Below are 25,752 nucleotides of genomic sequence, written 5' to 3' on the forward strand. Positions count from 1 at the left end.
TTGTGCTAATCAGGAGGGTTGGAATGGCCATCACGCTTGAGGATTTGATACGCATTGCGCGGGGGGAAGATGAGGCCGACCTGGTGCTGAAGAACGCCCGCGTGGTCAACGTCTTCTCGGGCGACATTCACGTTACCAGTGTGGCCATCGCCAGCACGCGCATCGCCGGCCTGGGCGACTATCGCGGCAAGGTGGAGATAGACCTGGACGGAGCCTACGTCTGCCCTGGGTTCATTGACGGCCATGTGCACATTGAGAGTTCCATGCTGCGGGTGCCCGAGTTCGCGCGGGCCGTGTTGCCCCACGGGACTACGTCGGTGGTCATTGACCCCCACGAGATCGCCAACGTGCTGGGGTTTGACGGCATTCGGTACATGCTGGAATCCAGCAAGCGCAACCCCTTCAGCGTCTATGTCATGGTGCCGTCGTGCGTGCCCGCGACGGACATGGAGACTTCGGGCGCGCGCATCCTGCCGTCGGACCTGGCGCTGCTGCTGAAGGAGAACTGGGTGCAGGGCGTGGGCGAGATGATGAACTACCCGGGCGTCCTGTTCCGCGAGCCGTCGGTGATGGCCAAGGTGCGGGCGGCCGCGGGCAAACGGATTGACGGCCACGCGCCCGGCCTTTCGGGCCGCGACCTCATGGCCTACATCGCCGCCGGCGTCGGCTCGGACCACGAGTGCACGCGGGTGGAGGAGGCCAAAGAGAAACTGCGCATGGGCATGTACATCATGATTCGCGAGGGTTCCACCGCCCGCAACCTGCGCGACCTGCTGCCGCTGGTTACGCCCGCCACGGCGCGCCGCTGCATGTTCGTTACCGACGACCGCCACCCGCTGGAGTTGCTGGAGGAGGGACACCTGGACAGCATCATCCGCACGGCCATCGCCAGCGGGCTGGACCCCATCACCGCCATCCAGATGGCGACGCTGAACCCCGCGGAGTACTTCGGCCTTCTGGACCGGGGCGGCATCCGCCCAGGGTGGCGGGCCGATCTGGTGGTTTTTGACAACTTCATGGACTTCCGCATTCTCAAGGTGCTGCGCGGCGGGCAGATTGTCGCCGAGCGGGGGCGGTTCGTCGGCTCCCTGTCGCCCCACAACCCCGCCATCGTGCGCAGTTCCATGAACGTGCACCCGCCCAGCATCTCCTTCGCGGTCCCCGCGCGCGGCAACCGCGTCCGCGTCATCGGCCTGGTCCCCGGACAGATCGTTACGCAGCAACTCATCATGGAGCCGAAAACGGACGGGGAGTTCGTCGTCTCGGATACCGAGCGCGACGTTCTGAAGATTGCGGTGGTAGAGCGACACCAGGCCACGGGCAACGTGGGGCTGGGCTTCGTGCACGGCTTCGGGCTGAGGCGCGGCGCGCTGGCCTCGTCGGTGGCGCACGATTCCCACAACATCATCCTGGTCGGCACCAGCGACGACGACATGAAGGTGGCGCTGGGGCGGATGGTGGAGATGCGCGGTGGGTTGGTGGCCGTGCAGGACGGTCAAGTGCGGGCGGAGTTGCCGCTGCCCATCGCGGGCCTCATGTCGGACCGACCGCTGGAGGAAGTGGGCGCGGCGTTTCGGGAGTTGCTGCAGGCCGCCGCCGACATGGGTTCCGCCCTGCGCGATCCGTTCACGGCGCTGAGTTTCCTGGCCCTGCCCGTCATCCCGACACTGAAACTCACGGACCGCGGCCTGGTGGACGTTACGCAATTCCGCTTCGTGCCCCTGTTTGTCCAGTAGGCCCCACGGAGGCGGAGTGTCATCCACGAATCGCGCGGATGCACGCGAATAGACCCCAAGGGTCTGGCGCCGGAGGTGCGACGCACTTTCAGAAGTGCGTCGCTCCTATGCCCATGGCGTGATCGCCAGACTTTGGAGCCGAGACGCCCGCGGCGCGCCGTTTTGGTATGTCCCCCGTGCGGTGGTATAATTCCATTGCCGCGGCCTGGTTTCGGCCCACGGAAAGGAGCGGAGCGTTATGATTGAGGTGAGAGTGGACAGCATTCGGGTAAGTTTGGTATCGGCGCATCGGGTGGTGGTCCTGCGGGACATTGCATCGCCACGCTACCTTCCCATCTGGATCGGCCCGTTTGAGGCCGAGGCCATCGCCGCCGAGTTGCAAGGCGTGCGCGCTCCGCGGCCCATGACCCACGACCTGCTCAAGAACGTGTTGGCCCACCTGGGAGCGCATGTTACCCACGTAATCATTACCAGTCTGCGAGGGGATACGTTCTACGCCCGCATCTTCCTGGACGTCGGGGGCCAGATCACCGACATTGACTCGCGCCCCAGCGACGCCATCGCCCTCGCGGTGCGCACCCAGTCGCCCATCTACGTTGCCGAAGAGGTGCTGGCCCAGGCGGGCCTGGAGCCTGACCCAGGCATCAGCCTGGATGAAGAGGACAAACTCGCCCCTTATCGCGACTTCGTGGAGAGCCTGGACCTGCATCTCCCTGGCGACGAGGACGCCGAGAAGGATGAGGACGAGGAATGAGCACGGACCGCCTTCCCCCTCAGAACATAGAGGCCGAGCAGTCGCTTCTGGGCAGCATCCTGATTGACCCCGAGGCCATCATTCGGGTCTCGCCCATCGTGCGGCCCGAGGACTTCTACCGTGAGACCCATGCCATCATCTACGCCGCTGCTCTGGAACTGCACGAGCGCCACCAGCCCGCCGACTTCGTAACCCTGCGCGACGCCCTCCAGCAGCGCAATCAGTTGGAGTTGGTGGGCGGGACGGCTTACTTGAGCACCCTGGTCAACGCCGTGCCCACCTCGGCTCACGCGGAGTACTACGCGCAAATCGTGCAGCGCACGGCTATCCTGCGCCGCCTCATTGACGCCGCCACCCAGATTACCGGCATCGCCCACGAGCCGGTGGACGACGCCGAAGAGGCTATTGACCGCGCCGAGCAGATTCTGTTCGCCGTGGCCGAGCGCAGGCACGCCCGCGACCTCACGCCCATCTCGCAGGTGATCGCCCGCTACTACGACCGCATCCAGATGCTGGCCGAGCACAAGGGGGAACCCCTCGGCGTGCCCACGGGGTTCACCATGCTGGACAAACTCCTGGGCGGGCTTCAGCCGTCGGATCTCATCATCCTGGCGGCGCGCCCCAGCATGGGCAAGACCGCCCTGGCGCTGACCATCGCCACCCACGCCGCCAAGCGCCATCGCGCGCGCGTCGCCATCTTCAGCCTGGAGATGTCGGCCGAGCAGTTGGTACAGCGCCTGCTGGCAGCCGAGACCGGCATTGATGCCCAGCGCCTGCGCATCGGCGACGTGCGCGAAGACGAGTGGCCGCTCATCGTCCAGGCCGCCAGCACGCTGTCAGAAACCAACATCTTCATAGACGACTCGCCGTCGCTCACGGTGCTCTCCATGCGCTCCAAGGCACGGCGAATCCATGCCCAATATGGCCTTGACCTCATCATCGTGGACTACCTGCAACTGATGGAGGGCGACCGCCGCTCCGAAAACCGCGTGCAGGAGATTTCCAACATCTCCCGCGGCCTCAAGGGCCTGGCCCGCGAACTCAACGTGCCCGTGCTGGCCCTGTCGCAACTGTCGCGTGCGGTGGAGGCACGGCAGGACAAGCGGCCGCAACTGTCGGACCTGCGCGAGTCGGGCTCCATTGAGCAGGACGCCGACGTGGTGCTGTTCATCTACCGCGACTCCATGTACTACAAAACCGAAGAGGAGTGGGCGCGCGCCTTTCCGGACAAGCCCTACTATCCCGGCCTGTCGGAAATCTGGGTCAGCAAGCAGCGCAACGGACCCGCGGGCAAGAAGGTTGACCTGTACTTTGAGGAGCATCTGGCCGTCTTCCGCGACCTGAAGCGCGAGAGCGTGCAGTTGAATCAATGAGCGGTTCCGAGCGTGAGGAGAAGCGCATACGCCCGTTCGCAGGGCTGCCCGATGGCCGTATCGCCACGACGGCCCTGCCCAACGTGCTTTTCTCCGAACTCCTGGCGGATTGCGACGACCTGGCAGAACTGAAGGTTACCTTTCACATCTTCTGGACGCTGGCGCGGCGGCCGCGCCGATTCCCAGGGATGCGGCTGGACGAACTCAGGCGCGACCCGCTGCTGCGCCATAGCCTCAGCATCCTGGGCGGCGACCCGGCCGACATGTTAGAGCGCGCGCTCCAAAGGGCCGTGGCGCGGGGTTCGCTGCTGCGCGTGCGAGGGCGCCGCGCGGGCCAGGAAGAAACCTGGTTTTTCGCCAATAGCCCCAAGGGGCGCCATGCCGTGGAGCAACTCACGCGCGGCGAGCAGGGGTTTGAGCCTTCGGTCGGCGAGACGTTTGAGGGCACGCCCCCTTCTCGCCCCAGCATCTTCGCCCTGTACGAGCAGAACGTGGGGCTGGTGCAGCCCATCATCGCGCAGGAGTTGATAGAGGCCGAGGAGACGTATCCCGCCGCCTGGATTGAGGACGCCTTCCGCATCGCCGCCGAGCGCAACGTTCGCAACTGGCGGTACGTGCGGGCGATTCTGGAACGGTGGGCCAGCGAGGGCAAAGACGATGAGGCGAATTGACGAGATTCTCAAAGGGATGACCCCAGACTCCGCGCCCCGAGGCACGGGCGACACTCGGCCGACGGAGCGCTCCGACGAGGACGTGTGCCCCATCTGCGGCGGCACGGGCCTGCTCCTGCCCGACCTGCCCGTGGATCACCCCGATTTCGGCCACGCGGTCCCGTGCCAGTGCGCGCTCCGCAAACTGGAAGAGCGCAGGCAGGAACACCTCCGCAAGTGGAGCGACCTGGGCGCCCTGTCCCACATGACCTTTGAGAACTTCACACCAGGCGGCCGCCAGCACACGCCGGCCCAGCAGCGCAACTTGCAGATGGCCTACGAGCGGGCGCGCGCCTTCGCCGAGAACCCCCAGGGCTGGCTGGTGTTCCGCGGCGGGTTCGGGTCGGGCAAGACCCATCTGGCCGCCGCCATCGCCAACTACCGCCTGGCGCTTGGGGAAGCGGTCGTCTTCGCCGTGGTGCCCGACCTGCTGGACTACCTGCGCGCCAGTTTCAGCCCCACCAGCGAGGCGCCGTTTGACGAGCGCTTCCAGAGCATCCTGGACACGCCGCTCCTGGTGCTGGACGACCTGGGCACCCAGAGTTCCACGCCCTGGGCGCAGGAAAAACTCTTCCAGATTCTCAACCACCGCTATAATCGGCGACAGCCCACGGTCATCACCATGAACTGCGAACTGGACGAGATAGACCTGCGCCTGCGCTCGCGCCTGCTGGACCTGGACCTGGTGGAGCATGTGGTGCTGCAGGTGCCCGACTACCGCGGCGCGGAACCCGGCGGAATAGCCGAACTAGACGCGCTGGCCCTCTACACAGAGATGACCTTTGAGCGATTTGACCTGCGCCAGAACGAGCAGGGCCTCACGGCCGAGCAGCGGGAGAATCTGCGAGAGGCCTTCGCCTTCGCCAAGCAATACGCGCAAAGCCCCGACGGCTGGGTGGTGTTTCAGGGCGTGTACGGGTGCGGCAAGACCCACCTGGCCGCGGCCATCGCCAACTATCGCCACGCCCAGGGCGAGCCGGTGGTGTTCGTCGTCGTGCCCGACCTGCTGGACCACCTGCGGGCCACGTTCAGCCCGTTGAGTCCCGTGTCCTACGACCGCCGCCTGGAAGAGGTGAAGATGGCCAAGTTCCTGGTGCTGGACGACCTGGGGACCGAGAGCGCGACGCCCTGGGCCCGCGAGAAACTGTACCAAATCTGCAACTACCGCTATCTGGCGCGCCTGCCTACCGTCTTCACCACCAGCCAAGACATGGACAAACTGGACCCGCGCCTGCGCATTCGCATGCTGGACAAGACCCGCTGCACGGTGGTGCAGATCAAGGCGCCCGCCTACCGGGGGCAGGCCAGGAGCGACAGCCCCGGCCGACCGCGCTCGCGCACCCGACCCTAGCAGAGGCGGCACGAACCGCCCTCTCCGCCGCCCCAGATACGGGACTCGGCCCCAGGGTTTGCTGGCGCAGAGCGTATCGCATCGGGGCATACGTTTGGCAGGGGCCCGCCCCCAACGTATAATCTGCAAAACGCTGCTGTGGAGGGAACCCTTGCGGAGACGCCCCAAACGGCGAGTCGCCTGGTTCATCGTGCTCGGCGCGCTCATCGCACTTGCGGTCGTTGGGACATTCCTGTGCCGCGACGCGCTGCGCGCGGGCATGTACGGCGTTACCGGCGAAGAGGACCTGCGCGAGCAGATCAAGGGCACGGTCGCCTGGGCGCTCATCCAACTCACCCGTCCCCCTCTCCAGACCTCGCCCATGACCCCTATCGCCCACGCGGGGGTGAACCCTTACGGCGTGAACGTCTTCCTGGAGCAGGAGGTGGAACCTGCCAAGGTGGAGCAGGCGATTCGCATGATTCGCGACGCGGGCTTCCACTGGATTCGGCAGGAGTTCCCGTGGGAGGACATTGAAATTCACGGGCGCGGCGATTTCACCGACCGCCGCAACGAGCCGCCCCGTTCGGCGTGGGAGAAGTACGACCGCATCGTGGACCTGGCGGAACGGTACGGGCTGGAGATCATCGCGCGGCTGGACAACCCGCCCGCCTGGTCCCGCGCCGACGGCGACGCGCGCGGCACGCTGGCCCCTCCCGACGACCTGAACGATTTCGGCAACTTCGTGGAAGCCGTGGTGCGCCGCTACAAGGGCCGCATCCGCTACTATCAGATTTGGAACGAGCCGAACATCTACCCCGAATGGGGCGAGCAGCCGGTCAGCCCCGAAGGCTACGTGGCGCTGCTGAAGGTGGCCTACACGCGCGCCAAGGCCGCCGACCCCGACTGCGTCATCCTGTGCGCGGGGCTGGCCCAGACGCTGGAGCCCGGCGGGCGGAACATGAACGACCTGGTCTTCTTGCAGCGCATGTATGACGCCGGCGTGCGGGGCTACTTTGACATCATGAGCGTCATGGCCTACGGCCTGTGGACCGGCCCGACGGACCGGCGCGCCACACCCGACCGCACCAACTTCGCGCGCCCTCAACTCATCCGCGAGATTATGGTGCGCAACGCCGACGCCGACAAGCCCATCTGGGCCACCGAGGTGGGCTGGAACGCCGTGCCGCCCGACTTCCCCAAGCCCGCCATCTATGGCCGCGTTACGCCCGAACAGCAGGCGCGCTACGCCGTGGAAGCCTATCGCCGTGCCCAAGCCGAATGGCCCTGGATGGGCGTCATGAACTACTGGTTCTTCAAGCGCGCCACCGACACCGAGACCGGCGAGGTCTTCTACTACTTCCGCATGGTGGAGCCCGATTTCACCCCCATGCCGGTGTACGAGGCCATGCGGCAACTCACCGCCGAGGTGCCGACGGTGTACACTGGCTGGCACCAGGAGGACCACTGGGCGCTCTCCTATGTCGGCCGGTGGGTGGACGTGGCCGACTCCCGCGCCGTCCTGGGCGGCTACCGCCGAAGCCAGGGGGAGGGCCAGGTGCATTTTCGGTTCGCGGGCACCGACCTGGATTTGGTGCTCGTGAGAGGGCCGGAGGGCGGCGCGATGGAGGTCTTCGTGGACGGCCGCGCCGCCGCGACGCTGAATCTCCGCGCGGATGCCGCCATGCCGGGAGTTGTTGTCCCTGTGGCGCACGGCCTGCGCGCGGGCCTGCACGATGTGGCCGTGTACGCGACCGACGGCGCGGCGCTGGACGGGCTCATCGTGCGGAATCGGCCGGGCGCGTTCGCCGCGCGCAAGGCGCTGGGGCTGCTGGCGCTGGCCGCAGGCGCGCTGGGGCTGCTGGCGGTGCCCTTCCAGGCCAGGAGGCGCGCATGACGCGACGGCGTTCGGTGTGGCTGCTCCTGGCGCTTGTGCTGGCGCTGGCGGCGTTCCTGCGCTTCTACCGCATCGGCGCGCAAAGCCTGTGGAACGACGAGGGCACCAGCGCGGCGCTGGCCCTGCGCGACCTGGCCACCATCACGCGCGACGCGGCGCATGACATCCACCCGCCGCTGTACTACTGGCTGCTGCACTTTTGGGTGCGCCTGTGGGGCACGGGCGAACTGGCCCTGCGGTCGCTGTCGGCATTGTTGGGCGTCGCGACCGTGGCCCTCGTCTTCCTCATCGGCGACAGCCTGTTCGGCGCGGGCGTGGGGCTTCTGGCTGCGTTCCTGGCGGCGATTTCGCCGTTCCAGGTGTACTACTCCCAGGAGACGCGCATGTACATGCTCCTGGCTGCCGTCGTCTGCCTGGGCACCTACGCCCTCGTGCGCTACGTGAGGGCTGAAGCCTCTCACCGTGGAGCGCACGGAGACCTCTCCGCCGTCTCTGGGGTGAAGGGGTTCTCCGTCCTCTACGCCCTGGCGGTGGTCATGGGGCTGTACACCCACTACTCGTTCCCCATGCTGTGGGGCGTGTGGAACCTGGCGTATCTCGCGTTTTGGCTGTGGCACCGCGGCGGGACAGGCCGCCTGCTCCGATGGGCCGCGATTCAAGCGGCGGCGTTCGCCCTGTACATCCCGTGGCTGCCCACGGGCTTGCGCCAGATGACGCAGTGGCCCGCCATCAGCGAACCTCATTCGCTGGCGTTCTTCGTCAAGGATGCGTTCGTCCTGCTGGTGGGCGGGCACTCGCTGACCCTGAGCCGCTCCGATCTCCTTGTCCTGGCGGCGGCGCTGGGCGTGGTCGCGCTGGTGGGCCTCCTACCGCTGCGCCGCGCGGCGAACGGGCGAGCCGACCTGCCCTGGTGGTGGCGAACAGGGCTAGTCGGCACGTGGCTGGCGGTGCCCGTCCTGGCGCAGTGGGCGCTGTCGCTGCTGAAGCCGGCCTACAGGCCCAAGTTCTTCCTGATCTGCGCGCCCGCGTTTGCGCTCCTGGTGGCGCGCGGTGCGCTGTGGCCCGCACAGCGCCGGCCGCGGGGGTTGGGCAAGGTCTGGGCGCAGGCGTGGCTGCTGCTGGCGGTTGTCGCGCTGGCGAGCACCGGCGCCCAGGCGCTGCAAAACTACTACTTTGACCCCGCATACGCCCGCGATGACTACCGCGCCATCGCCCGCTATGTGGAAGCCTTCGGCGGGCCGGACGACGCGGTGCTCATCAACGCGCCAAGCCAGGTGGAAACGTTCACCCTGTACTACAAGGGCGCCAGCCCGGTCTATCCACTGCCCCGTCAACGCCCGCTGGACAGGGCCGCGACCGAGGGCGACCTCCAGCAGATGATTGCCGGCAGGGAGCGCGTCTTCGCCATCTTCTGGGCCACCGACGAGAGCGACCCGGAATGGTTCGTTGAGTCCTGGATGGACAGTCATGCGTTCAAGGCGTCGGACGACTGGTTCGGCAACGTGCGGTTCGTCGTGTACGCCGTGCCCACGAAGCCGATGGCCCAGATTGCCCACCCGCTGGACGCCCGCCTGGGGGATAGCATCCGCCTGCGCGGCTACAGCCTGCTGAGCGAGGACGTGCCCTCGGGCGGCATCGTGCAGATCACGCTGTTCTGGGAGGCGCTGGACGCCATATCCGAGCGGTACAAGGTCTTCGTGCATCTGCTGGACGCGGGCGGCCACGTGGTGGGCCAGCGCGACGCCGAACCCGTGGGCGGGGCCGCCATGACGACGACGTGGAAGGTTGGCGACCAAATCGCCGACAACTATGGCGTGCCCGTGCCGCCCGGGGCCCCGCCCGGCGAATACCGGCTGGAAATCGGGATGTATCGGATGAGCGATGGGGCGCGCCTGCCCATCTCCCTGAACGGGGCCGACGCAGGCGACCACCTGCTTCTTGACCCGATTCGCGTGTCCAGAGCGCCGCGCCAACCGCCGCTGTCGGCCATCCCGATGCAGAAGCGCCTCTCGGCCCGCTTCGGCCCGCTGGAACTGGGCGGCGTGGACGTGCACAAGTTGGGGTTTGAGGGCCAGCGGGTGGACATTCGGCCAGGCGACGTGGTGCACCTCACGCTATTCTGGCGGGCGGCCACCGCCCCTGGCGCGGACTACGAGATGACCATCGGCGACCGAGGCGCGGCGCTTTCCAGCACGGGCCAGCCCGCCGAGGGCCGCTATCCCACGTCGCTCTGGGCCGAGGGCGAGGTGGTGCGCGACGACCGCTTTATGTTGATCCCTGCGGACCTGCCGGCGGGGCGCTACGACCTGTACCTGTCGGCGCGCGCGCTCCCCGACGGCAAATGGAGCGAGGCGATGTTCCTGTGTACGCTCAAGGTGGTGCGATAAGATGAAAGTGTCGGTGATCGCCACGGTCTTGAACGAGCGCGAAAGCATCGGCGCGCTGCTGGATTCCCTCGCGGCTCAGACGCGCCCGCCGGATGAGATCGTCATCGTGGATGGCGGCTCCACCGACGGCACGCTGGACATTCTCGGCCGCTATCTGGAGCGGCTGCCGCTGCGGTTGCTGTTTCAGCCGGGGGCCAACATCTCGCAGGGGCGCAACTACGCCATTCGCAACGCCACCGGCGAGATTATCGCTTCCACCGACGCGGGCACGCGGCTGGTTCCCGAGTGGCTCGCCGAGATTGTCGCGCCCATTGAGCGCGGCGAGGCGCCTGTCAGCGCAGGGTTCTTCGTGTCGGATCCGCGGACGGTCTTTGAACTCGCGCTCGGGGCCACGACGCTCCCCGACCTGCGGGACATCCGCCCGGACCGATTTCTGCCATCCAGCCGCTCGGTGGCGTTCCTCAAGCGCGCATGGGAAGAAGTGGGCGGCTACCCCGAATGGCTGGACTATTGCGAGGACTTGATCTTTGACTTTGCGCTCCGCCGGCGCTACGGGGCCTTCGCCTTCGCGCCCAGGGCCATCGCCCACTTTCGCCCCAGGCCGAACCTGCGCGCCTTCGCGCGGCAGTACTATCGCTACGCTCGCGGCGATGGCAAGGCCGACCTGTGGCGGGAGCGCCAGGCGGCCCGCTATGGGACCTATTTCGTCGCCGTGCCGTTGATTGCGGTGGCGGGGCTGGCGCTTCATCCTGCCGTCTGGCTCCTGTACCTGCTGGGGGCGGCGGCCATGCTGCGCACGCCGTACCGGCGGCTTCTCCCGCGCCTGGCGGGACTCTCCGCCGCCGACAAGGCCAGGGCCATCCTGTGGGTGCCCGTCATCCGCGTTACCGGCGACTGGGCCAAGATGGTGGGGTATCCCGTGGGCGCGCTGTGGCGCTTGCGGCACCGCAAGGAGATTCCGCCCCACCCCCACCGCCCCTGATGGTGGGGGAGAATCTCTTACAAGGAGACCCCAAAGGTCTGCGAGACCCTTGGGGTCTTCGCGGGCAGCGAGCAGGGCGGCTTTCCATAGCCGTCGGAGGCAGGGGGCAGGTCTGGAAGCCTGCCCTATGTTCTGTACGTTTCGTGCTGCCGCTCATCGGTCTGACAGGTTTCCACCGAAGTGTATCCACTACTCACGGGCGACCCCGATTGACCCTCAACGCGCGGCTGGGTATACTGGCAGTACGCCCGAGTAGTTCAAGGGCTACCCACAGGATAAGGAGAGCCTGCCATGTACATGATCTTTTACGTGCTGAATGAGCCGAACAAACTGGATGCGCTGCTGGATGCGTGGGATGCCATCGGCATCAGCGGCGCGACCATCGTGGAGAGCACGGGGCGGCAACGCCGCAAGGCCAAAGCCCACATCCCCATGCGTTTCAGTTTCGGCCTCGGGGCCAGCGAATGCGTGGACTGCTACCACTACACCCTGTTCGCCATCGTGGAGGACGAGCGCCTGGTGCAGCGGTGCATTGAGGCCACGGAGAGCGTCGTGGGGGATCTGGGCCAGCCGGACACGGGGATTCTGGCGGCCTGGCCCCTGGCCACGGTGAGGGGGTTGCCCAAGCAGCCACGGAGCGCGGAGGGACGTTGATGGTCTGGATACAGTTCATCGTCAGCGCCGCCGTCGTCGTGGTCGCGGCCATCAAACTCGCCGAGTACGGCGATGCCATCTCCGTTCGCACGCGGCTGGGCGGCATGTTCATCGGAACTTTGCTGATGGCGGGGGCCACATCGCTCCCCGAACTGCTCACCACGATCAACTCGCTGGACCAGAACGTGCCCAGTCTGGCGGTGGGCAATGTGTTCGGCAGCAACATGTTCAACATGTTTCTGCTGGCCGCGCTGGACGCCGTCTTCTGGCAGGCCCGCATCCTGCGGCGGGTGGCCACGAAGCACGCGCTCACGGCCAGCCTGGCCGTCTTCATCGCGGCGCTGTCCATCTTTTTCATCCTGGCCGACATTGACGTGCGCATAGGCTGGGTGGGGCTGGACAGCCTTCTGATCATCGTTACCTACGTCGTCGCCGTGCGGCTGCTTCAAGGCGACGCGCCCAGAGCCGCCACCGGCGCCGCAGAGGCCGACGTTACGGGCGTGCCCACCCTGCCGTGGGCGCTCGTGGGGTTCGCCGCGGCCAGCGGCGTGCTGGTGCTCACCACGCCACACCTGGTGCGTAGCAGCGTAGGCATCGCCGAGATCACGGGCTTGAGCACGGGGTTCGTCGGGGCCCTCCTCGTGGCGATCGTTACGTCGCTGCCAGAGTTGACCGCCATCATCGCGGCGGCGCGCCTGGGCGCCTATGACCTGGCCGTGGGCAACTTGTTCGGCAGCAACCTGTTCAACGTCTTCATCCTCGGCATGACGGACGTCTTCTACCTGCCCGGTCGGTTTCTGGGCACGGTGGACTCGGCTTTCGCCATCGCGGGGCTGTTGGGGCTTCTGCTGACCGCGCTGGGCCTCATCAACAACCTGGCTCGAGCCGAACGCCGCATCCTGTTCGTGGAGGTGGACGCGCTTCTGCTAATGATGGGATACGTTGGGGGGATGTGGTACTTGTACGCGCGCGGCATCGGGTAGGTGGCCCGACTTACGGGGCGACGGCCGAATCTCGCACGCGCACGTCGCCCGCGATGATGCGGCGCAGGCCATCATCCGCCTGCACCAGGAGCGCGCCGTCGGCGTCCACGCCCACGGCCACACCTGTGATGCGCTCGCCGGGAAGTTCCACCGCCACCGCGCGGCCGATGGTATCCAGCGCGGATTCCCATTCGCGCACCGGCGACCGGCCCGCGCGCAGCGCCGCATAGCGTTCGGCGATTCGCTCCACGATGACGCGCAAGAGGTCTGCGCGCGCCACGGGGTGGCCGACGGCGTTGCGGATACTCGTGGCGGGGGAGTCAAACTCGGCGGCGGATGGATCCCAGTTCACGTTGAGGCCGATGCCCACGACGACATAGCCCCCGCCCCGGGCGTCCGTGCTGATTTCGGTGAGGATGCCGCCCAGTTTGCGCCCAGCGTGCACCAGGTCGTTGGGCCACTTGATGCCGATGGAGACCCCCAGGGTCTCGGCGACAGCGTCGCGCACGGCCAGCGAGCAGAGCATCGTGTAGGTCAAGGGCGAATGGGCCTGCGCCGACGCGGGGGGGCGAAACAGGACGGAGAACAACAGACTGCTGCCGGCGGGCGCAACCCATCGGCGGTTCAGCCGCCCGCGCCCGGCGGTCTGCTCGTCGGCCAGGATGAGCGTCCCCTCCGGCGCCCCCTCGGACGCCAGGCGCTTGAGCACGTCGTTGGTGGAGGTTGTGGATGGAAGATAAAGCGCGCGCGATACGAAGGGCACGTCCGCCAACGAGTTCTCCACAACCTCTTGGGACAGTTCGGCTTCCACGAGCATCCCTCCCATCGCTTGCGCGCCGCAACAGAACCAGCCCCTCGGCGGGGTTGCCGCGTCGGGGCTGGCTTGGGCTCTGAGTTCTCGGCTTTGGCAGCCGACAGCGCAGCGGCTAGGCCTGCGCCTCCTGCTGGGCCTTGTTGTACAGTTTCATCAGCCTGGACTTGCGACGGGCAGCGTTGTTCTTGTGCAGGACGCCGCGCTCCGCAGCCACATCCAGCGCGCGAATGGCCTGGCGCAGCGCCTCCATCTGCTGTTCCGGGGTGTCCCCCTCCAGGATGGCTGTCCGAGCCTTCTTCACGTAGGTGCGGGCGCTGGACCGATACACGCGGTTGCGCAGTGCGCGCTTGCGCGAGATGCGAATTCGCTTGATTGCAGACTTCGTGTTCGCCAAAGATACTCCTCCCTTGTTACAATAGCACCATACTATATATCAACTATGGGGTTTTCTCCAAATTCAGGCTTCTCGCTTGAGGCCCGGCAGCGGAAGCCCTGCCTTCGCGAACCGCGCCTCTATCTCCTTGCGGGCCTCCGCCAGCCCCTCGTCTATGAGCGGATACACAAGCCACACCAGCGCAAACCCGAATAGCGCGCCCGTGATGACCCGCGACCACCACGTGCTCACCCACAAGCCGAAGAACTGGCCTGCGCCGTCCACCGCCATCGGCAGGACGAGCAGCGCGGCAGCCTTGAGCGACAGCCCCTTCACCCGCGGCCGCAGCAGGGCGTAGGCGATACCCGCCAGCACCACGGTGGTGTACGTGGCCGTGTCCCGCTGGCAGTAGGCCATCTGGTGGCCGAAGACGAAGAACGACCGCTCGGGCCGCTGGTGGCAGGCCACGCGATACGCCGCGAAGATGAGTTGCCCTGCAAACTCTAGCCCCCTGGACTTCAGGTACGGTGACAGGAGCGGAAGCCCCGCGTAGATGGCGGCGAGAAGATTCGCCACCAGCAACCAGTGCCGCGACAGCACATAGATGGCCTGATCGGCGGCGATCACGAGATCTCTTGCCAGGCCCGACACCTTGGGGCGTTGCGCGTCGCCGTGCATGGCTGCTCCCTGCTACTTGATGAGATCGTATAGCCGATCCAGGTCGGCGGCGGTCAACGACCCCACGAAAATCTCGCGCACGATCCCCGCCCTGTCCACGAAGAAACTGGCGGGGATGCCGCTGACCCGATAGAGCCTGCCCACCGCGCCCGAGGAGTCAATGGCTACGGTGAAGGTCATCCCGTACTTCTCCATAAATCCGGCCACGTCCTTGCTGGACTCTTGGACGTTCACGGCGACGACGACGAAGCCATTCGCCTTGTACCGCTCGTAGGCCTTCTGGATCTCCGGCACCTCGGCGCGGCACGGCGGGCACCACGTGGCCCAGAAGTTCACCAGCACGGGCTTGCCCTTCAGGTCGCTCAGGCGGGTCTTCTTGCCGTTGGGGTACGAAATCTCAAAGTCCGGCGCGGGCGAGCCTTTTTGCAGCGTCGGCTGGGTCGTGCCTGGGATGAGCGCCGCCTTGCCGATGTCCGGCGCATCGCTTCCCCCCGACGCCCCGCCCTTGAGCAGCCACAGCCCCGCAATCAGGCAAACGATGCCGGCCAGTACCAGAACCAGTACAATGCGATTCCGCACGGTTGTCCTCACTCAATGCCAAGGTTGAAGAAACTGCCGTAGGCCGATAGGAGCTGCAGCGAATCCGTGAATATCGCCGCGCCGATGAGGATGAGCAAGACGCCGCTGATCCACGACACCCACTGCATGTACCGGCCCATGCGCCGAATCCAGGCGGTCAGGCTCCCGACGGCCAGCCCCGCCAACACGAACGGGAACCCCAGCCCCAGCGCGTACACAAAGAGCAGGAACGCACCCTGGCCCGCCGTCTGGGTGTTGCTGGCCAGCAGGAGGATGGCCGTCAGGATAGGGCCCACGCACGGCGCCCACCCCGCCGAGAAGAAAACTCCCATCAGGAACGACGACAGGTACCCGACTCCCCTGTGCTGCACCTGCGCGCGCGTGTCGTAGTACAGAAACGGAATCTTGAGCAGGCCCAGCGTGTGCAGGCCGAACACGATGAGCGCGATGCCGCCGATGCGCTGCACCCACACCAGGTAGCGGCTCAACAGGCTGCTGATGACCCCGACCGACGCGCCGAGCGCCACGAACACCAGGCTGAACCCCGCGACGAACGCCAGCGAATGGAGGACGCCCGCCTTCCTGTCGCTGACGACGCCCGCGACGGTGCCGCCCCCCAGGTAGCCCAGGTACGCGGGCACCAGCGGCAGCACGCACGGCGACGCAAACGACAGCAGCCCCCCGATAAAGGCCAGGGCCAGGCTCACGTTCTGTCCTTCCATCATTATCCCCTGCGGCGCTCCATCTCCTCGCGCAGCGCCTCAATTTCGCGCTGCAGGCTCTTCTGCTTGCGGTACACGCCGAACACCAGCGCAAAGGTCAGCACCCAGAACACGAAATAGGCAGCGATCAGATAGGTCATGTTTCTCTCCCTCGCGTGATTCTCTTGTTTGGGCCGTTGGCCGATAGCCTTTGACCAATAGCCTCTACCTTTAGCCTACAGCCTTTAGCCTATAGCCTTTGGCCGCTCGCCCGTGTGCTGATGGCCGACGGCTGATCGCTGACGGCTAATGGCTAATCCCCAACGGCTACTCCTGCGCCTTGAGCGCGTCCAATTCGTCGGCCAGGCGCTCGGCCCGCACCCGCAGCGTTAGGATGACCACGTACATGATCGTGAACACGGCCAGGCTGAACATCAGGGCGGTAAGCATCTTCGGCGCCACGTCAAACCCGCCGCCGCTCACCACGATGGGGTGCGCCACGCTCTGCCCCCACCACCGCGCCGCGCCGAACACGATGGGCACATCCACGAACCCGATGATGCCCAGCACCGCCGAGAACCTGGCACGGCGCGCGTCGTCCTCCACCATCCGCCGCAGCATGATGTAGCCGAAGTAGATGAGCCAAAGGATGGCGGCGGTAACCAACTTGGGGTCGGACCAGGTCCACCAGACGCCCCATGTCGGCTTGGCCCAGATGGGGCCGGTAACGACCACCATCGTCGTGAACACCAGGCCGATTTCCGCCGAGCACGCCGCGACGATGTCCCACTTCCTGCCGCCCTTCCACAAGTAGGCGATGCTGGCCACGAAAGTTACGAAAAAGGCCAGGAAGCCCGTCCAGGCGGCGGGCACGTGAAAGTAGAAAATCCGCTGGGCCGGTTCCGCCTGCCCGACGAACCCCTCGGCCGGCGGCGCGTAGACGAGCGCCAGATAGCCCGCAACCAGAATGCCCACGAAGGCCAGAATGCCCAAAACCCACAGCCAGGCGTCCTTATGTAGCGCCATCGTTCACTCCTCTATCACATAGTCAAACGTCATAAACGACAGGGTGAAGAAAATCGCGTCAAACCCCACGAGCAATTGCCACCATCGCGCCAGTTCGGCCCCTGGCACGCCGTCCATGATGCCCGCCGTGAGTTTCACCGCCGCGATGATGAGCGGCACGGCCACCGGAAACAGCAGCAGCGGCAGCATGACCTCCCTGGCCCGCGTGTTCACCGCCATGGCCGAGAACAGCGTCCCCACGCCCGCGAACCCCACCGTGCCCAGCGCCGTTACCACCACGATCATCGGCAGCGCCCCGAAGGACAGGTTGAACAGCACGAACGACACCGGCAGGATGAACACCGCCACCAGCGCCATCAGCGCCGAGTTGGCCAGCATCTTGCCCAAGTATATCGCGCTGCGGTCCACCGGGCAAAGGAGCAGCCCCTCCAGCGAACCCCTGTCCTTCTCCTGGATGAACGAGCGGTTGAGGCCCAGCATGCCCGAAAACGTGAAGGCCACCCACAGAATCCCCGGAACCAGCACGCGCGCGTTTTCGGCCCGCAGTTCCAGCGCGAAGTTGAAGATGATGATAATGAGCAGGGCGAAGACGAACATGGCGCTGAAGACCTCGCGGGTGCGCCACTCGGCCCGCAAGTCCTTCCAGGCAACCGCCGCCACCTTCCGCAAAAAGCCCATGTTCTACCCCGCCGTCTGTTCGGCGTACACGCGCCGAAACTCGTGAATGCTGATGTCTCGGGCCGCCGCCTGGAACCCGATCTTCCCGCCCGACAGGATGGCCACCCGATCGGCCACGTCCAGCCCCAGTTCCAGATCGTGGGTCGTCATCACCACGGTACGCCCGCTGGCCGCCAGACTCTGCAACACCGTTCGCAGCATCGCTGTGGCCTGCACGTCCAGGCCCGTGTACGGCTCGTCCATGAGCATCACCGGCGGGTCGTGCAGGATGGCCCTGGCGATGGACAGGCGCTGCTGCATCCCGCGCGAGTAGGTGCGCACCGGATCGTGCCTGCGGAAGTACAGGTCCACCTGGCGCAGGACCTCCTCAATGCGCGCCTCCAGATGAGGCACGTCGTACATGCGCCCGTAGAACTGCAAGTTCTCCACCGCCGTCAGGTCGTCGTAGAGCAGGGTGCGGTGGGACACAAGCCCGATGTTGCGCCGCACCTGGGCGGGGTGCTCGGCCACGGACACGCCACCGATGAGGGCGTCGCCGCCGGTGGCGCGGCTCAAGGTGGCCAGGATGCGCAGGAAAGTCGTCTTGCCCGCGCCGTTGGGGCCGACCAACGTCAGGAACTCGCCGGGGGGCACGTCCAGGTCAATCCCCCGCAGCACCTTTTTCGGCCCGAAGGCCTTGGTCAACCCGCGCACTTGGATCATGCCTGCGCTACTCCTGCGCCCTCTCTTGAATCTCCAGCAGGCGCGCCTTCAGGGCCTGGCGGCGCCGACGATACGTCTCCTCGTCCAGTTCGCCGGCCTCAAACAGGTCGTCCAGGTCGGCGATGGCGGCCAGGAGTTCTTCGCACTCGTCGTCGCACGGAGCGGCGGACTCGCCCGCCGGGGCCGCTTGGGGCTGCCCGCGCCGTAGCGCCGGATAGGCCAGCGCCAACGCCACCAGAATCAGCAACAGCCCGCCGATAATCAGCGCGTACCCTGTGGTGGAGAGCCCTCCGGCGGGTGTGGTCGTGGAGGGCGCCCCGGCCTGAACCGCGCCCTTGAACTCCAGGGTCAGCGTGTCCCCTTTGGCGAAATTCTGGCCCACGTACCCGACGTAAGCCTGGGGTCCGGTCCCCATCCTGCCCATGAGCATCATCTGCTCGCTGGACATCTCCACGCCCGAATCCGACAGGAAGACGTTCACCGCCTTCGTCGGGTATAGGAACGTAGTGGACAGCGTCGTGGACGCGGGGTCGTAGGGGATGACATACGACAGGATGACCTGGAGGGTGCTCTGTCCTGGGACGACCGGCAGCGTATCTGCGAACCCGTCGGCGGTCTGCACAAAGCGGCCGGGCGTGGCCCCCTCATCCACCTGCACGTCCTGCGCCTGGGGCGGCGGCGCGAAACGCACCGTGGTCCGCTGCGCTCCGGCTGTCGGCTCCGCGCCGATGTACGTGCGGTCGCCGCTGTTGGAGAATGACTGCACCTCGTCCACCGCCAGCGCGCCGGCGGAAGCGGTGATGATGAAGTGAATCCGCGAGATGGAGATGGCGTCGTCGGCGGTGGTGGTCTCGTAGATGAAGAGCGTCGTCTCCATCTCCGTCTGGCCGCTTTCAAACGCCAGCGCGTCGGTGCCATACTGAATGCCCAGGTACTCCGTATAGACCACGTAGGTATAGTCGCTCCCCGTCTCCAGCCCCGTGAAGCGGAAGCGGCCTTCCGCGTCCGCGACGGTCGCCTGCGGGGCTAGGGGATCGGTCCCCTTGAACCCTTGCAGCGTAACCGTCAGCGCGGGCGGAAGAGCAGCGTCGGCCGTGCCGTTGACGACCTGGCCGGAAATCACGCCCTGGGGCAGGGGGGTCTGCGCGGCCCCGCCCGAGGCCAGGCTCACCAGAAACAACGTTGCCAGCGCGAGGCTGGCGAGAATTCGCTTCATGTCATGCCTTCCAGAAAGTATGAAGATTGCAAGACGCACACGGGTGCGCTCCTACATGGTGTACCCTTTGCAGCACGCCCCTCACCCCGCCCGTTGCCTGCGGGCGCGGGGGCCCGGCCCGACGGTGAACCGTCGGGCTGAAGGGGCGAAGCCCTGCGGGCTATCCTCAGCCCCCGAAGGGGGCTTCGCTCCTTGAGCGCGGGGGCTTTAGCCCCGCGGCATACGCGGCCCCGCTTTCGTGGCTTTCGCGCCCTTTCGTGCCCTTCGCGATCCAGCCGCCCCTCACCCCAACCCTCACCCGGCGGGCGAGGGAGCGTGGGCCGATGTTAGCCCCGAAGGGGCTTGGTTCCTTCAGCGCGGGGGTTCAGCCCCGCGCCACGCGCGCCCCTCACCCAACCCTCACCCGGCGGGCCCTCACAGCGGCTTGCCGCACTTGACGCAGAAGCGGTCGCCCGCGTCGTAGGGCGTGCCGCAGTTGGGGCACACGCGCGCCGAAACCAGGCTGGCCCCGCACTTGGCGCAGAAGCGGTCGCCCGCATCGTAGGGCGCGCCACACCGCGGGCACTTGCCGCCCGCTGCGGGCTTCGCCATCCGCTTGCGGGCCTTCCGCAGCGCCTGGATACGCCGCTCCAGTTCGTCGTCGGCGGCAGCCGTCGCCTTCTGGGTGAGCGACTGGTATTCGGCCTCATCCAGTTTCCCCGTGCGGAAGTCCAGTTCAATCTCCTCGGCGTCGGCGTAGGCCGCCTGGGTCTCCAGGTCGGGTATCGGCGGGATCTGCTTGCGACGCATCCCACCCAGCAGTGGATAGGCGACGAAGGCAACCGCCGCCAGCGTGATCAGCACAACCAGCGCGATCCCCATCATTCAGCCCTCCCCGCGGCGCGCTTCTTTTCGGAGCGCGGCCACATGGCCCACAGCGTGCCCAGCAACACCAGGCCGCCGCCGATCCAGAGCCAGGTTACCATCGGATGCGTCTGGACGGCAAGTGTCGCCAGGCCGCTTTGTTCCAGCCCGGAGAGGATCACGTACAAATCCTCCACCAGCCCCGGCCGAATGGCGACCTCTGTAACCCACTGCTCCACGTTCCAGTGGAAGTTCTTCTCTGCCGTCATGCGGCCCAGCGAACGGTCGCCCTTGCTCACGTCCAGTGTTACGGCGAAGCGCTGCTTGGCTTCGGTGGGCTGGATGGTGTACTCGGCGTACTTCAGGGTATAGCCCTGCACCTGCATGGACTCGCCTGGGCGCAGCGAAATGGTCGTATCGGTCTTGTACACCGACGAGCCGATGACCCCTGCGGCCAGGATGACGACGCCCAGGTGCACCAGGTAGCCGCCGTACCGACGGTGGTTCTTGTTCACCAGCCGCAGGAAGGCCACGGGGTACGATTCGCCTGTCATGCGCTTGCGGGCGAGCCACCCGCGCCCAAATTCCACCAGGACGGATGTGAACACGAACACGCACAGCGCGAAGCCGAGCACGGCGTAAAGCGGGCGAATCCCGGCCAAAGCCAGGGCGACGCCGAAGACGGCCGCCATGACGCCCGGCCACAGCATGGCCCGCAGCACCCGCTGGGGCGACGACTTCCCCCACGCCAGCAGCGGGCAGATGGCGATGATGACGATGACCACCGCGCCCAGGGGGGTGAACACGCGGCTGTAGAACGACGGGCCTACCGACAGTTGTCGCCCGCTCAGGCTCTCGGCGATGGTGGGATAAAGCGTGCCCAGGAGCACGGCCAGGCCGATGCCCACCATGCCGAGAACCGTAACGAGCAAACTAAACTCGCGAGACAGGAAGGATTCCATCTCGCGCTTGGATTTCAGTTCTTCCCTGCGCCAGATGACCAGGGCCGTTGTAACAGCCACGACGACCGCCAGGAAGGCCAGGAAGTAGTAGCCCAGCGGCGAGCGTCCGAAGGCATGCACCGACTCAATCAGCCCGCTGCGCGTTACGAATGTGGCGAACACGCACAGCGCGAAGGTCAACGTGGCCAGCGCGATGTTCCAGCGCTTGAACATCCCGCGCCGCTCCTGCATCATCACCGAGTGCAGGAAGGCCGTCCCCACAAGCCACGGGATGAGCGACGAGTTCTCCACCGGATCCCAGGCCCAGTAGCCGCCCCAGCCCAGTTCCACGTAGGCCCACTGCGCGCCCAGCAGAATGCCGACGCCCAGGAACAGCCACGCGAACAGGCTCCACAGGCGGATGCCCCGCACCCAGCCGGAGCCAACGCGCCCCGTCGCCAGCGCGGCAATGGCGTAGGCGAAGGGGATGGTGTACACCGCGTAGCCGATGAACAGCGTCGGCGGGTGGTAAATCATCCCAGGGTTCTCCAGCAGCGGGTTGAGGCCGATCCCCTGCCCCGGGTTGGCGGGCAGGAGTTTGAACGGATTGGAGAGCGTCGTGAGGAGCAACAAGAAAAAGGCCGCCACCCCGGCCACCACCGCGCCCACATACGGCAGCAGGTCCTCGTTCCAATCCTGCCTTCGCAAGACGGCGATGGCCCCTGCCACCGTCAGCAGGAGAAGCCACAACAGGAGCGAGCCTTCCTGCCCGGCGTAGAACGCCGAGATTACATAGGGCACAGCCAGGTACGTGCTCACGTGCTGGTACACATAGGCCACCTGGAAGTTGCGGGTCAGCAGGAGGTACAGCAGGCAAGCGGAGGAAATCACGGCGAGCGCGCCGAGGGCAATAACCGCGTTGCGCCCGCTTTCCACCAGTTCGGGCACCCGCTGGCGCGCTCCAAGAATAGAGGCGATCATCCCGTACAGGGCAATCGCCAGGGCGATCCAAAGAGTCCACTGGCCAACCGTAACTGCGGTCAATGAGATATCTCCCTTGCTATAGAGTGGCGTATCCTCAGTGTATCAAAGGGGAATCGCAAATCCTTTCGGATGCTTGCGTCATCGGGACGCGGCCTGCTCGGTTGCCTTTTCCTCGTACTTGGACGGGCACTTCAGGAGAATCTGGGTCGCCTGAAAGGTGCCATCAGGCCCCATCTTCCCCTCGGCCGTGGCCGTGGCCCCATCGCGGAGCATGTCGGGGCGCACGCCCTTGTACACGACGAGGAGCCGCCCCGTGTCGTCGGCCAGTTCAAACCGCAGCACCACGTTGTGCGCGTCCCAGTCAATGGTATCGCCCACGACGGTACCGCTCACCCGCACCAGGCGGTCGGATGGGGCAGCCGCCTTGACCTCTCGCACCGTCAGGTAGGCCGCCGTCGCGCCCTGCATGCTGGAAAAGATGAGGTAGGCGATGATCAACACCACCACCGCCCCGCCTGCCAAAAACTTCACCTGCTTGGCCGAACGCCTCGGCTTCGCTGAAATGTCCGTTCGGTTCTCTGTCATTCTGCTACCCACCCATAGTGTCGGTCAATGCGCTTATCGTTCACTGTGGCAGTTGCGGAGGAACGGCACACTCCGTCTCCGCGGCCCTACTTTACCATTTCGGACAAAGACTGTCAACTTTCTTGCCTATCTGCGTTTCACCTTTGCGCCGCAGTTGGCACAGAACAGGGCGCCGGGCTTGAGTTTGGCCCCGCACTGATGGCAGAAACCCGCCGCGGTTGCTCCGGCCCTGGGCGGGGCAGCGCGGCGCGGCTTCGGCTTCCCCTGCGCGGGACGAACGGCCGCGGGCTTCGGCCGCTTGCGGCTCTGCGCGATGGCGTACACCGCCGCGCCCAGCAGGAGCGTGCCGGCAGCGCCCAGCAGGATGTAGGCCACCACGTTCTGCGAGCCGCTTGGCTGCGCCACGTCCTCAAATTGCGCGGTGCCGGGCGGCGCCAGGCCCAGAATCTCGGATGTCAGGCGCGGGTCGGTCTTCTCGTAGGCCGCTGTGAACTGGAAGACCTGCCCCGCCGCGAATGCCCCCAGCGCGTACTTCTGGAGCGGCAGGTTGTCAAAGTCTGTCCCCGTGCCGGTGGCCACCGGCGTGAGGCGCAGGCTCTGAGCGCCCGCAGGCTCCTTGACCTCAACGGTCAGGTCGTCCACCGCGTAGTCAGCCTGGAACTGGTAGGCGAAAGACCGCTGCGTGTCCGTCATCACCAGCGGGTTGTAGTAGTACTCCATCTGGAACTCGCGGTACGGGTTCGTATAGATTACCTCAAGGAACTCCCCCGCATCCGCGAGTTGGTAACTGCGGTAGCGGAACTCGCCGGTGGCGTCCACGCCCGCGGTGGCCGCGGGCTTGCCCGCCTCCTTGGGAATCTGAAAGCGCAGCGTAACGGGCAATGCCACGTCGTCGGCGATGACGCCGCGGTAGATGACCAGGACGCCCTCCTGATCGTATTCGGGCCATAGCGAGACCGTCAGGCTCTTCAGGCGAACATCGCCCTGCGCCGAGGCGGGCCACACGCCGAGCGCCAGGGTAAGCACGGCCAGGATGACCGCCGCGAGACAGCGCTTCTGGATATAACCTCCCATACATCCCCCAGGTATCAGTCTAGGCGCGAATTATACCCGAACCCACCTATTTGACAAACTGGCCCCACGCCGTGTCTCGGTTCCGAAGTTTGTTGGCCGCGCCATGGGCGCAGGCGCGACGCGCCTCCGGAAATGTGTTGCACCTCGGTTGCCAACGCAAGACGGAACTGACACCGCGTGGAGGGCGCATTTCGGTTCTGGGGCGCGAATCACCGGGCGTTGGCGGTCGCCAAGCAAGGTTCACATCATCCCATTCCCACCCCGGCCGGTTAGGTGAGATTAAGCGCCCCGTCGTGCCAGGGATTATTGCCATGGATTAGAACATAGATAAATCCAACTTATTGCCAGAATTTAGACAGCCCAGCGTCGCTATAGATTTGACAGATAAGTATCACCTCGTTACAATAGGCACAAGCCGCTTGTGCGGACTGCGCCCATCAGGCGTTACCGGAGGCCAGCACTTTGAGAGTCTGCTTTACCCAAACTGCATGCAAGGAGGAATGAAGGTTCTATGCGGAACAAGATTCTGTCTCTACTGATCGCAGTGTCCCTCTTGGCCATCGCCGTATCTCCCGTCTTCGCCGAAGGCCCCAGCGGCGACTTTGAAGTCATCCGCGCGGCCGCAGAGAAGTACCTCACCACCGTCAAGTCGCCCGTCATCACCGCCGACGCGCTGTTCACGCTGCTCAACGACGGCGACGCCAGCAACGACCCGTTCATCGTCAGCGTGCGCTCTCCCGAGCATTACGCGCTTGGCCACATTCCCGGCGCTATCAACATCCCCTACAAGACTATCGCCAAGCCCGAGAACCTGGCCAAACTGCCCAAGGACAAGCAGATCGTGGTGTACTGCTACACCGGCCACACCGGGCAGATCGCGACCACCATCCTGAACCTGCTGGGCTACAACGCTGTCAACCTCAAGTTCGGGATCATGGGCTGGACGAAGAACGACACCGTCTTGGCACTCAAGCGCTTTGGCCCCGACACCGACCAGCGCGACTATTCGCTGGAGACCACGGTCAATGAAGCGACGGCCACCTATCCGTATCCGACCGTGTCCACGGGCGCGACCGGCGACTTTGAGATCATTCGCACCGCCGCCGACGAGTGGCTGAACACCGCCAAGGCTCCCATCGTAAGCGCCGACTCCATCTTTGAGAACCTGAACGACGGCGACGCGAGCAACGACCCGGTCATCGTGTCCGTGCGGACGGCGGAGCACTACGCCCTGGGCCACGTCCCCGGTGCCATCAACATCCCGTGGAAGGAAATCGCCAAGCCCGAGAACCTGGCCAAGTTGCCCCCCGACAAGCGCATTGTGGCCTACTGCTACACCGGCCACACTGGCATGGTCGCGGCGACGATCCTGGGTCTCCTGGGCTACGACGCGGGCAACATCAAGTACGGCATGATGGGCTGGACCAAGGACGACAAGGTCCTCGCGCAGCCAAGGTACGATGTCAACACCGCGCCCGATTACCCGGTTGAAGGCACCGCCGCTCCCACCACACTGCCCGTTACCGGTGGGGAGACTGACCTCACCTGGGTCGTGCTGGTGGCCGGCATCGCCGCCCTGTTCGCGGGCAGCGCCCTGTACGCAAGGCGAGCGACCCGCTAGCACCCTTTGCCGCTGAGACGTCGGTTGGCCTCCGGGCATCTTGATGCGGCAGGGGAGGGCTTCGGGAGTCCGCTCCGAACGACTCCCGAAGCCCTTGTAGTGCTTTTCGGAACGGAGAGTGGTTTTTCGGA

25 protein-coding genes are annotated in these 25,752 nt (G+C 65.9%); 11 read left to right on the top strand and 14 right to left on the bottom strand.

Translation table 11 applies throughout. From position 1 onward, the window contains the following. Positions 1–29: 29 nt before the first annotated feature. From ade to H5T65_03475, 10 genes are all read left to right on the top strand, one after another. The gene (gene ade / locus H5T65_03430) at positions 30–1,736 is read left to right on the top strand and encodes an adenine deaminase (protein ID MBC7258276.1); all 1,707 of its coding nucleotides are present in this window, start codon (positions 30–32) and stop codon (positions 1,734–1,736) included. A gap of 238 nt (positions 1,737–1,974) precedes the next feature. Then, the gene (locus H5T65_03435; GenBank protein MBC7258277.1) at positions 1,975–2,490 is read left to right on the top strand and encodes a bifunctional nuclease family protein; all 516 of its coding nucleotides are present in this window, start codon (positions 1,975–1,977) and stop codon (positions 2,488–2,490) included. Continuing rightward, entirely contained in the window at positions 2,487–3,863 is a 1,377-nt protein-coding gene (gene dnaB / locus H5T65_03440) for a replicative DNA helicase (protein ID MBC7258278.1), read from the top strand. Before H5T65_03435 ends, dnaB begins: the two co-directional genes overlap by 4 nt. Next, positions 3,860–4,534, top strand: a complete 675-nt coding sequence (locus tag H5T65_03445; protein MBC7258279.1) for a DnaD domain protein — start codon at positions 3,860–3,862, stop codon at positions 4,532–4,534. The genes dnaB and H5T65_03445 overlap by 4 nt, the downstream gene beginning before the upstream one ends. Next, positions 4,521–5,924, top strand: coding sequence for an ATP-binding protein (locus H5T65_03450; protein ID MBC7258280.1), 1,404 nt, complete (start codon positions 4,521–4,523; stop codon positions 5,922–5,924). The genes H5T65_03445 and H5T65_03450 overlap by 14 nt, the downstream gene beginning before the upstream one ends. Before the next feature lie 151 nt (positions 5,925–6,075). Beyond that, on the top strand, positions 6,076–7,800 hold the full coding sequence (locus tag H5T65_03455; protein MBC7258281.1) for a cellulase family glycosylhydrolase: 1,725 nt from the start codon (positions 6,076–6,078) through the stop codon (positions 7,798–7,800). Then, positions 7,797–10,187: a glycosyltransferase family 39 protein gene (locus H5T65_03460; protein MBC7258282.1), complete on the top strand. Its 2,391-nt coding sequence runs from the start codon at positions 7,797–7,799 to the stop codon at positions 10,185–10,187. Before H5T65_03455 ends, H5T65_03460 begins: the two co-directional genes overlap by 4 nt. A gap of 1 nt (position 10,188) precedes the next feature. Continuing rightward, on the top strand, positions 10,189–11,169 hold the full coding sequence (locus H5T65_03465) for a glycosyltransferase (protein MBC7258283.1): 981 nt from the start codon (positions 10,189–10,191) through the stop codon (positions 11,167–11,169). 291 nt (positions 11,170–11,460) lie between these two features. Continuing rightward, complete coding sequence (locus H5T65_03470) at positions 11,461–11,823, top strand: hypothetical protein (protein ID MBC7258284.1); 363 nt, start codon at positions 11,461–11,463, stop codon at positions 11,821–11,823. Continuing rightward, positions 11,823–12,806, top strand: coding sequence for a sodium:calcium antiporter (locus tag H5T65_03475; protein MBC7258285.1), 984 nt, complete (start codon positions 11,823–11,825; stop codon positions 12,804–12,806). The genes H5T65_03470 and H5T65_03475 overlap by 1 nt, the downstream gene beginning before the upstream one ends. 10 nt (positions 12,807–12,816) lie before the next feature. On the opposite strand, the gene H5T65_03480 is transcribed toward H5T65_03475, so the two are convergent. The 14 genes from H5T65_03480 to H5T65_03545 all read right to left on the bottom strand — a co-directional run bounded on the left by H5T65_03480 (position 12,817) and on the right by H5T65_03545 (position 24,000). Then, entirely contained in the window at positions 12,817–13,617 is an 801-nt protein-coding gene (locus H5T65_03480) for a biotin--[acetyl-CoA-carboxylase] ligase (GenBank protein MBC7258286.1), read from the bottom strand. 115 nt (positions 13,618–13,732) lie between these two features. Then, positions 13,733–14,014, bottom strand: coding sequence for a 30S ribosomal protein S20 (locus H5T65_03485; protein ID MBC7258287.1), 282 nt, complete (start codon positions 14,012–14,014; stop codon positions 13,733–13,735). A 63-nt stretch (positions 14,015–14,077) separates the two neighbouring features. After that, positions 14,078–14,671 carry a DUF2085 domain-containing protein gene (locus H5T65_03490; protein MBC7258288.1) on the bottom strand — a complete coding sequence of 198 codons (594 nt, stop codon included), beginning with the start codon at positions 14,669–14,671 and terminating at the stop codon, positions 14,078–14,080. A 12-nt stretch (positions 14,672–14,683) separates the two neighbouring features. Beyond that, a complete protein-coding gene (locus H5T65_03495; protein ID MBC7258289.1) occupies positions 14,684–15,250 on the bottom strand; it encodes a TlpA family protein disulfide reductase in 567 nt (188 codons plus the stop codon). Between the two features lie 8 nt (positions 15,251–15,258). Beyond that, the gene (locus H5T65_03500) at positions 15,259–15,975 is read right to left on the bottom strand and encodes a sulfite exporter TauE/SafE family protein (GenBank protein MBC7258290.1); all 717 of its coding nucleotides are present in this window, start codon (positions 15,973–15,975) and stop codon (positions 15,259–15,261) included. Then, a complete protein-coding gene (locus tag H5T65_03505) occupies positions 15,975–16,112 on the bottom strand; it encodes a CcmD family protein (GenBank protein ID MBC7258291.1) in 138 nt (45 codons plus the stop codon). Before H5T65_03505 ends, H5T65_03500 begins: the two co-directional genes overlap by 1 nt. 166 nt (positions 16,113–16,278) lie before the next feature. Then, on the bottom strand, positions 16,279–16,977 hold the full coding sequence (gene ccsA / locus H5T65_03510; protein ID MBC7258292.1) for a cytochrome c biogenesis protein CcsA: 699 nt from the start codon (positions 16,975–16,977) through the stop codon (positions 16,279–16,281). 3 nt (positions 16,978–16,980) lie between these two features. Next, complete coding sequence (locus H5T65_03515; GenBank protein ID MBC7258293.1) at positions 16,981–17,655, bottom strand: heme exporter protein CcmB; 675 nt, start codon at positions 17,653–17,655, stop codon at positions 16,981–16,983. A 3-nt stretch (positions 17,656–17,658) separates the two neighbouring features. Further along, positions 17,659–18,357 (bottom strand): heme ABC exporter ATP-binding protein CcmA, encoded by a 699-nt coding sequence (gene ccmA / locus H5T65_03520; protein MBC7258294.1) that lies wholly within the window; start codon positions 18,355–18,357, stop codon positions 17,659–17,661. Positions 18,358–18,364: 7 nt separating this feature from the next. Beyond that, on the bottom strand, positions 18,365–19,573 hold the full coding sequence (locus H5T65_03525) for a hypothetical protein (protein MBC7258295.1): 1,209 nt from the start codon (positions 19,571–19,573) through the stop codon (positions 18,365–18,367). 414 nt (positions 19,574–19,987) lie between these two features. After that, a complete protein-coding gene (locus H5T65_03530) occupies positions 19,988–20,437 on the bottom strand; it encodes a zinc-ribbon domain-containing protein (protein MBC7258296.1) in 450 nt (149 codons plus the stop codon). After that, positions 20,434–22,401: a heme lyase CcmF/NrfE family subunit gene (locus H5T65_03535; GenBank protein ID MBC7258297.1), complete on the bottom strand. Its 1,968-nt coding sequence runs from the start codon at positions 22,399–22,401 to the stop codon at positions 20,434–20,436. Before H5T65_03535 ends, H5T65_03530 begins: the two co-directional genes overlap by 4 nt. A gap of 78 nt (positions 22,402–22,479) precedes the next feature. Next, positions 22,480–22,926, bottom strand: a complete 447-nt coding sequence (locus tag H5T65_03540; GenBank protein ID MBC7258298.1) for a cytochrome c maturation protein CcmE — start codon at positions 22,924–22,926, stop codon at positions 22,480–22,482. Positions 22,927–23,052: 126 nt separating this feature from the next. Further along, complete coding sequence (locus H5T65_03545; protein MBC7258299.1) at positions 23,053–24,000, bottom strand: zinc ribbon domain-containing protein; 948 nt, start codon at positions 23,998–24,000, stop codon at positions 23,053–23,055. 511 nt (positions 24,001–24,511) lie between these two features. Here H5T65_03545 and H5T65_03550 point away from each other — a divergent pair. Then, the gene (locus H5T65_03550; GenBank protein MBC7258300.1) at positions 24,512–25,621 is read left to right on the top strand and encodes a rhodanese-like domain-containing protein; all 1,110 of its coding nucleotides are present in this window, start codon (positions 24,512–24,514) and stop codon (positions 25,619–25,621) included. Positions 25,622–25,752: the final 131 nt, after the last annotated feature.

The sequence above is a fragment of the Chloroflexota bacterium genome, from assembly GCA_014360805.1.
In the GTDB taxonomy this organism is placed as follows: domain Bacteria; phylum Chloroflexota; class Anaerolineae; order DTLA01; family DTLA01; genus DTLA01.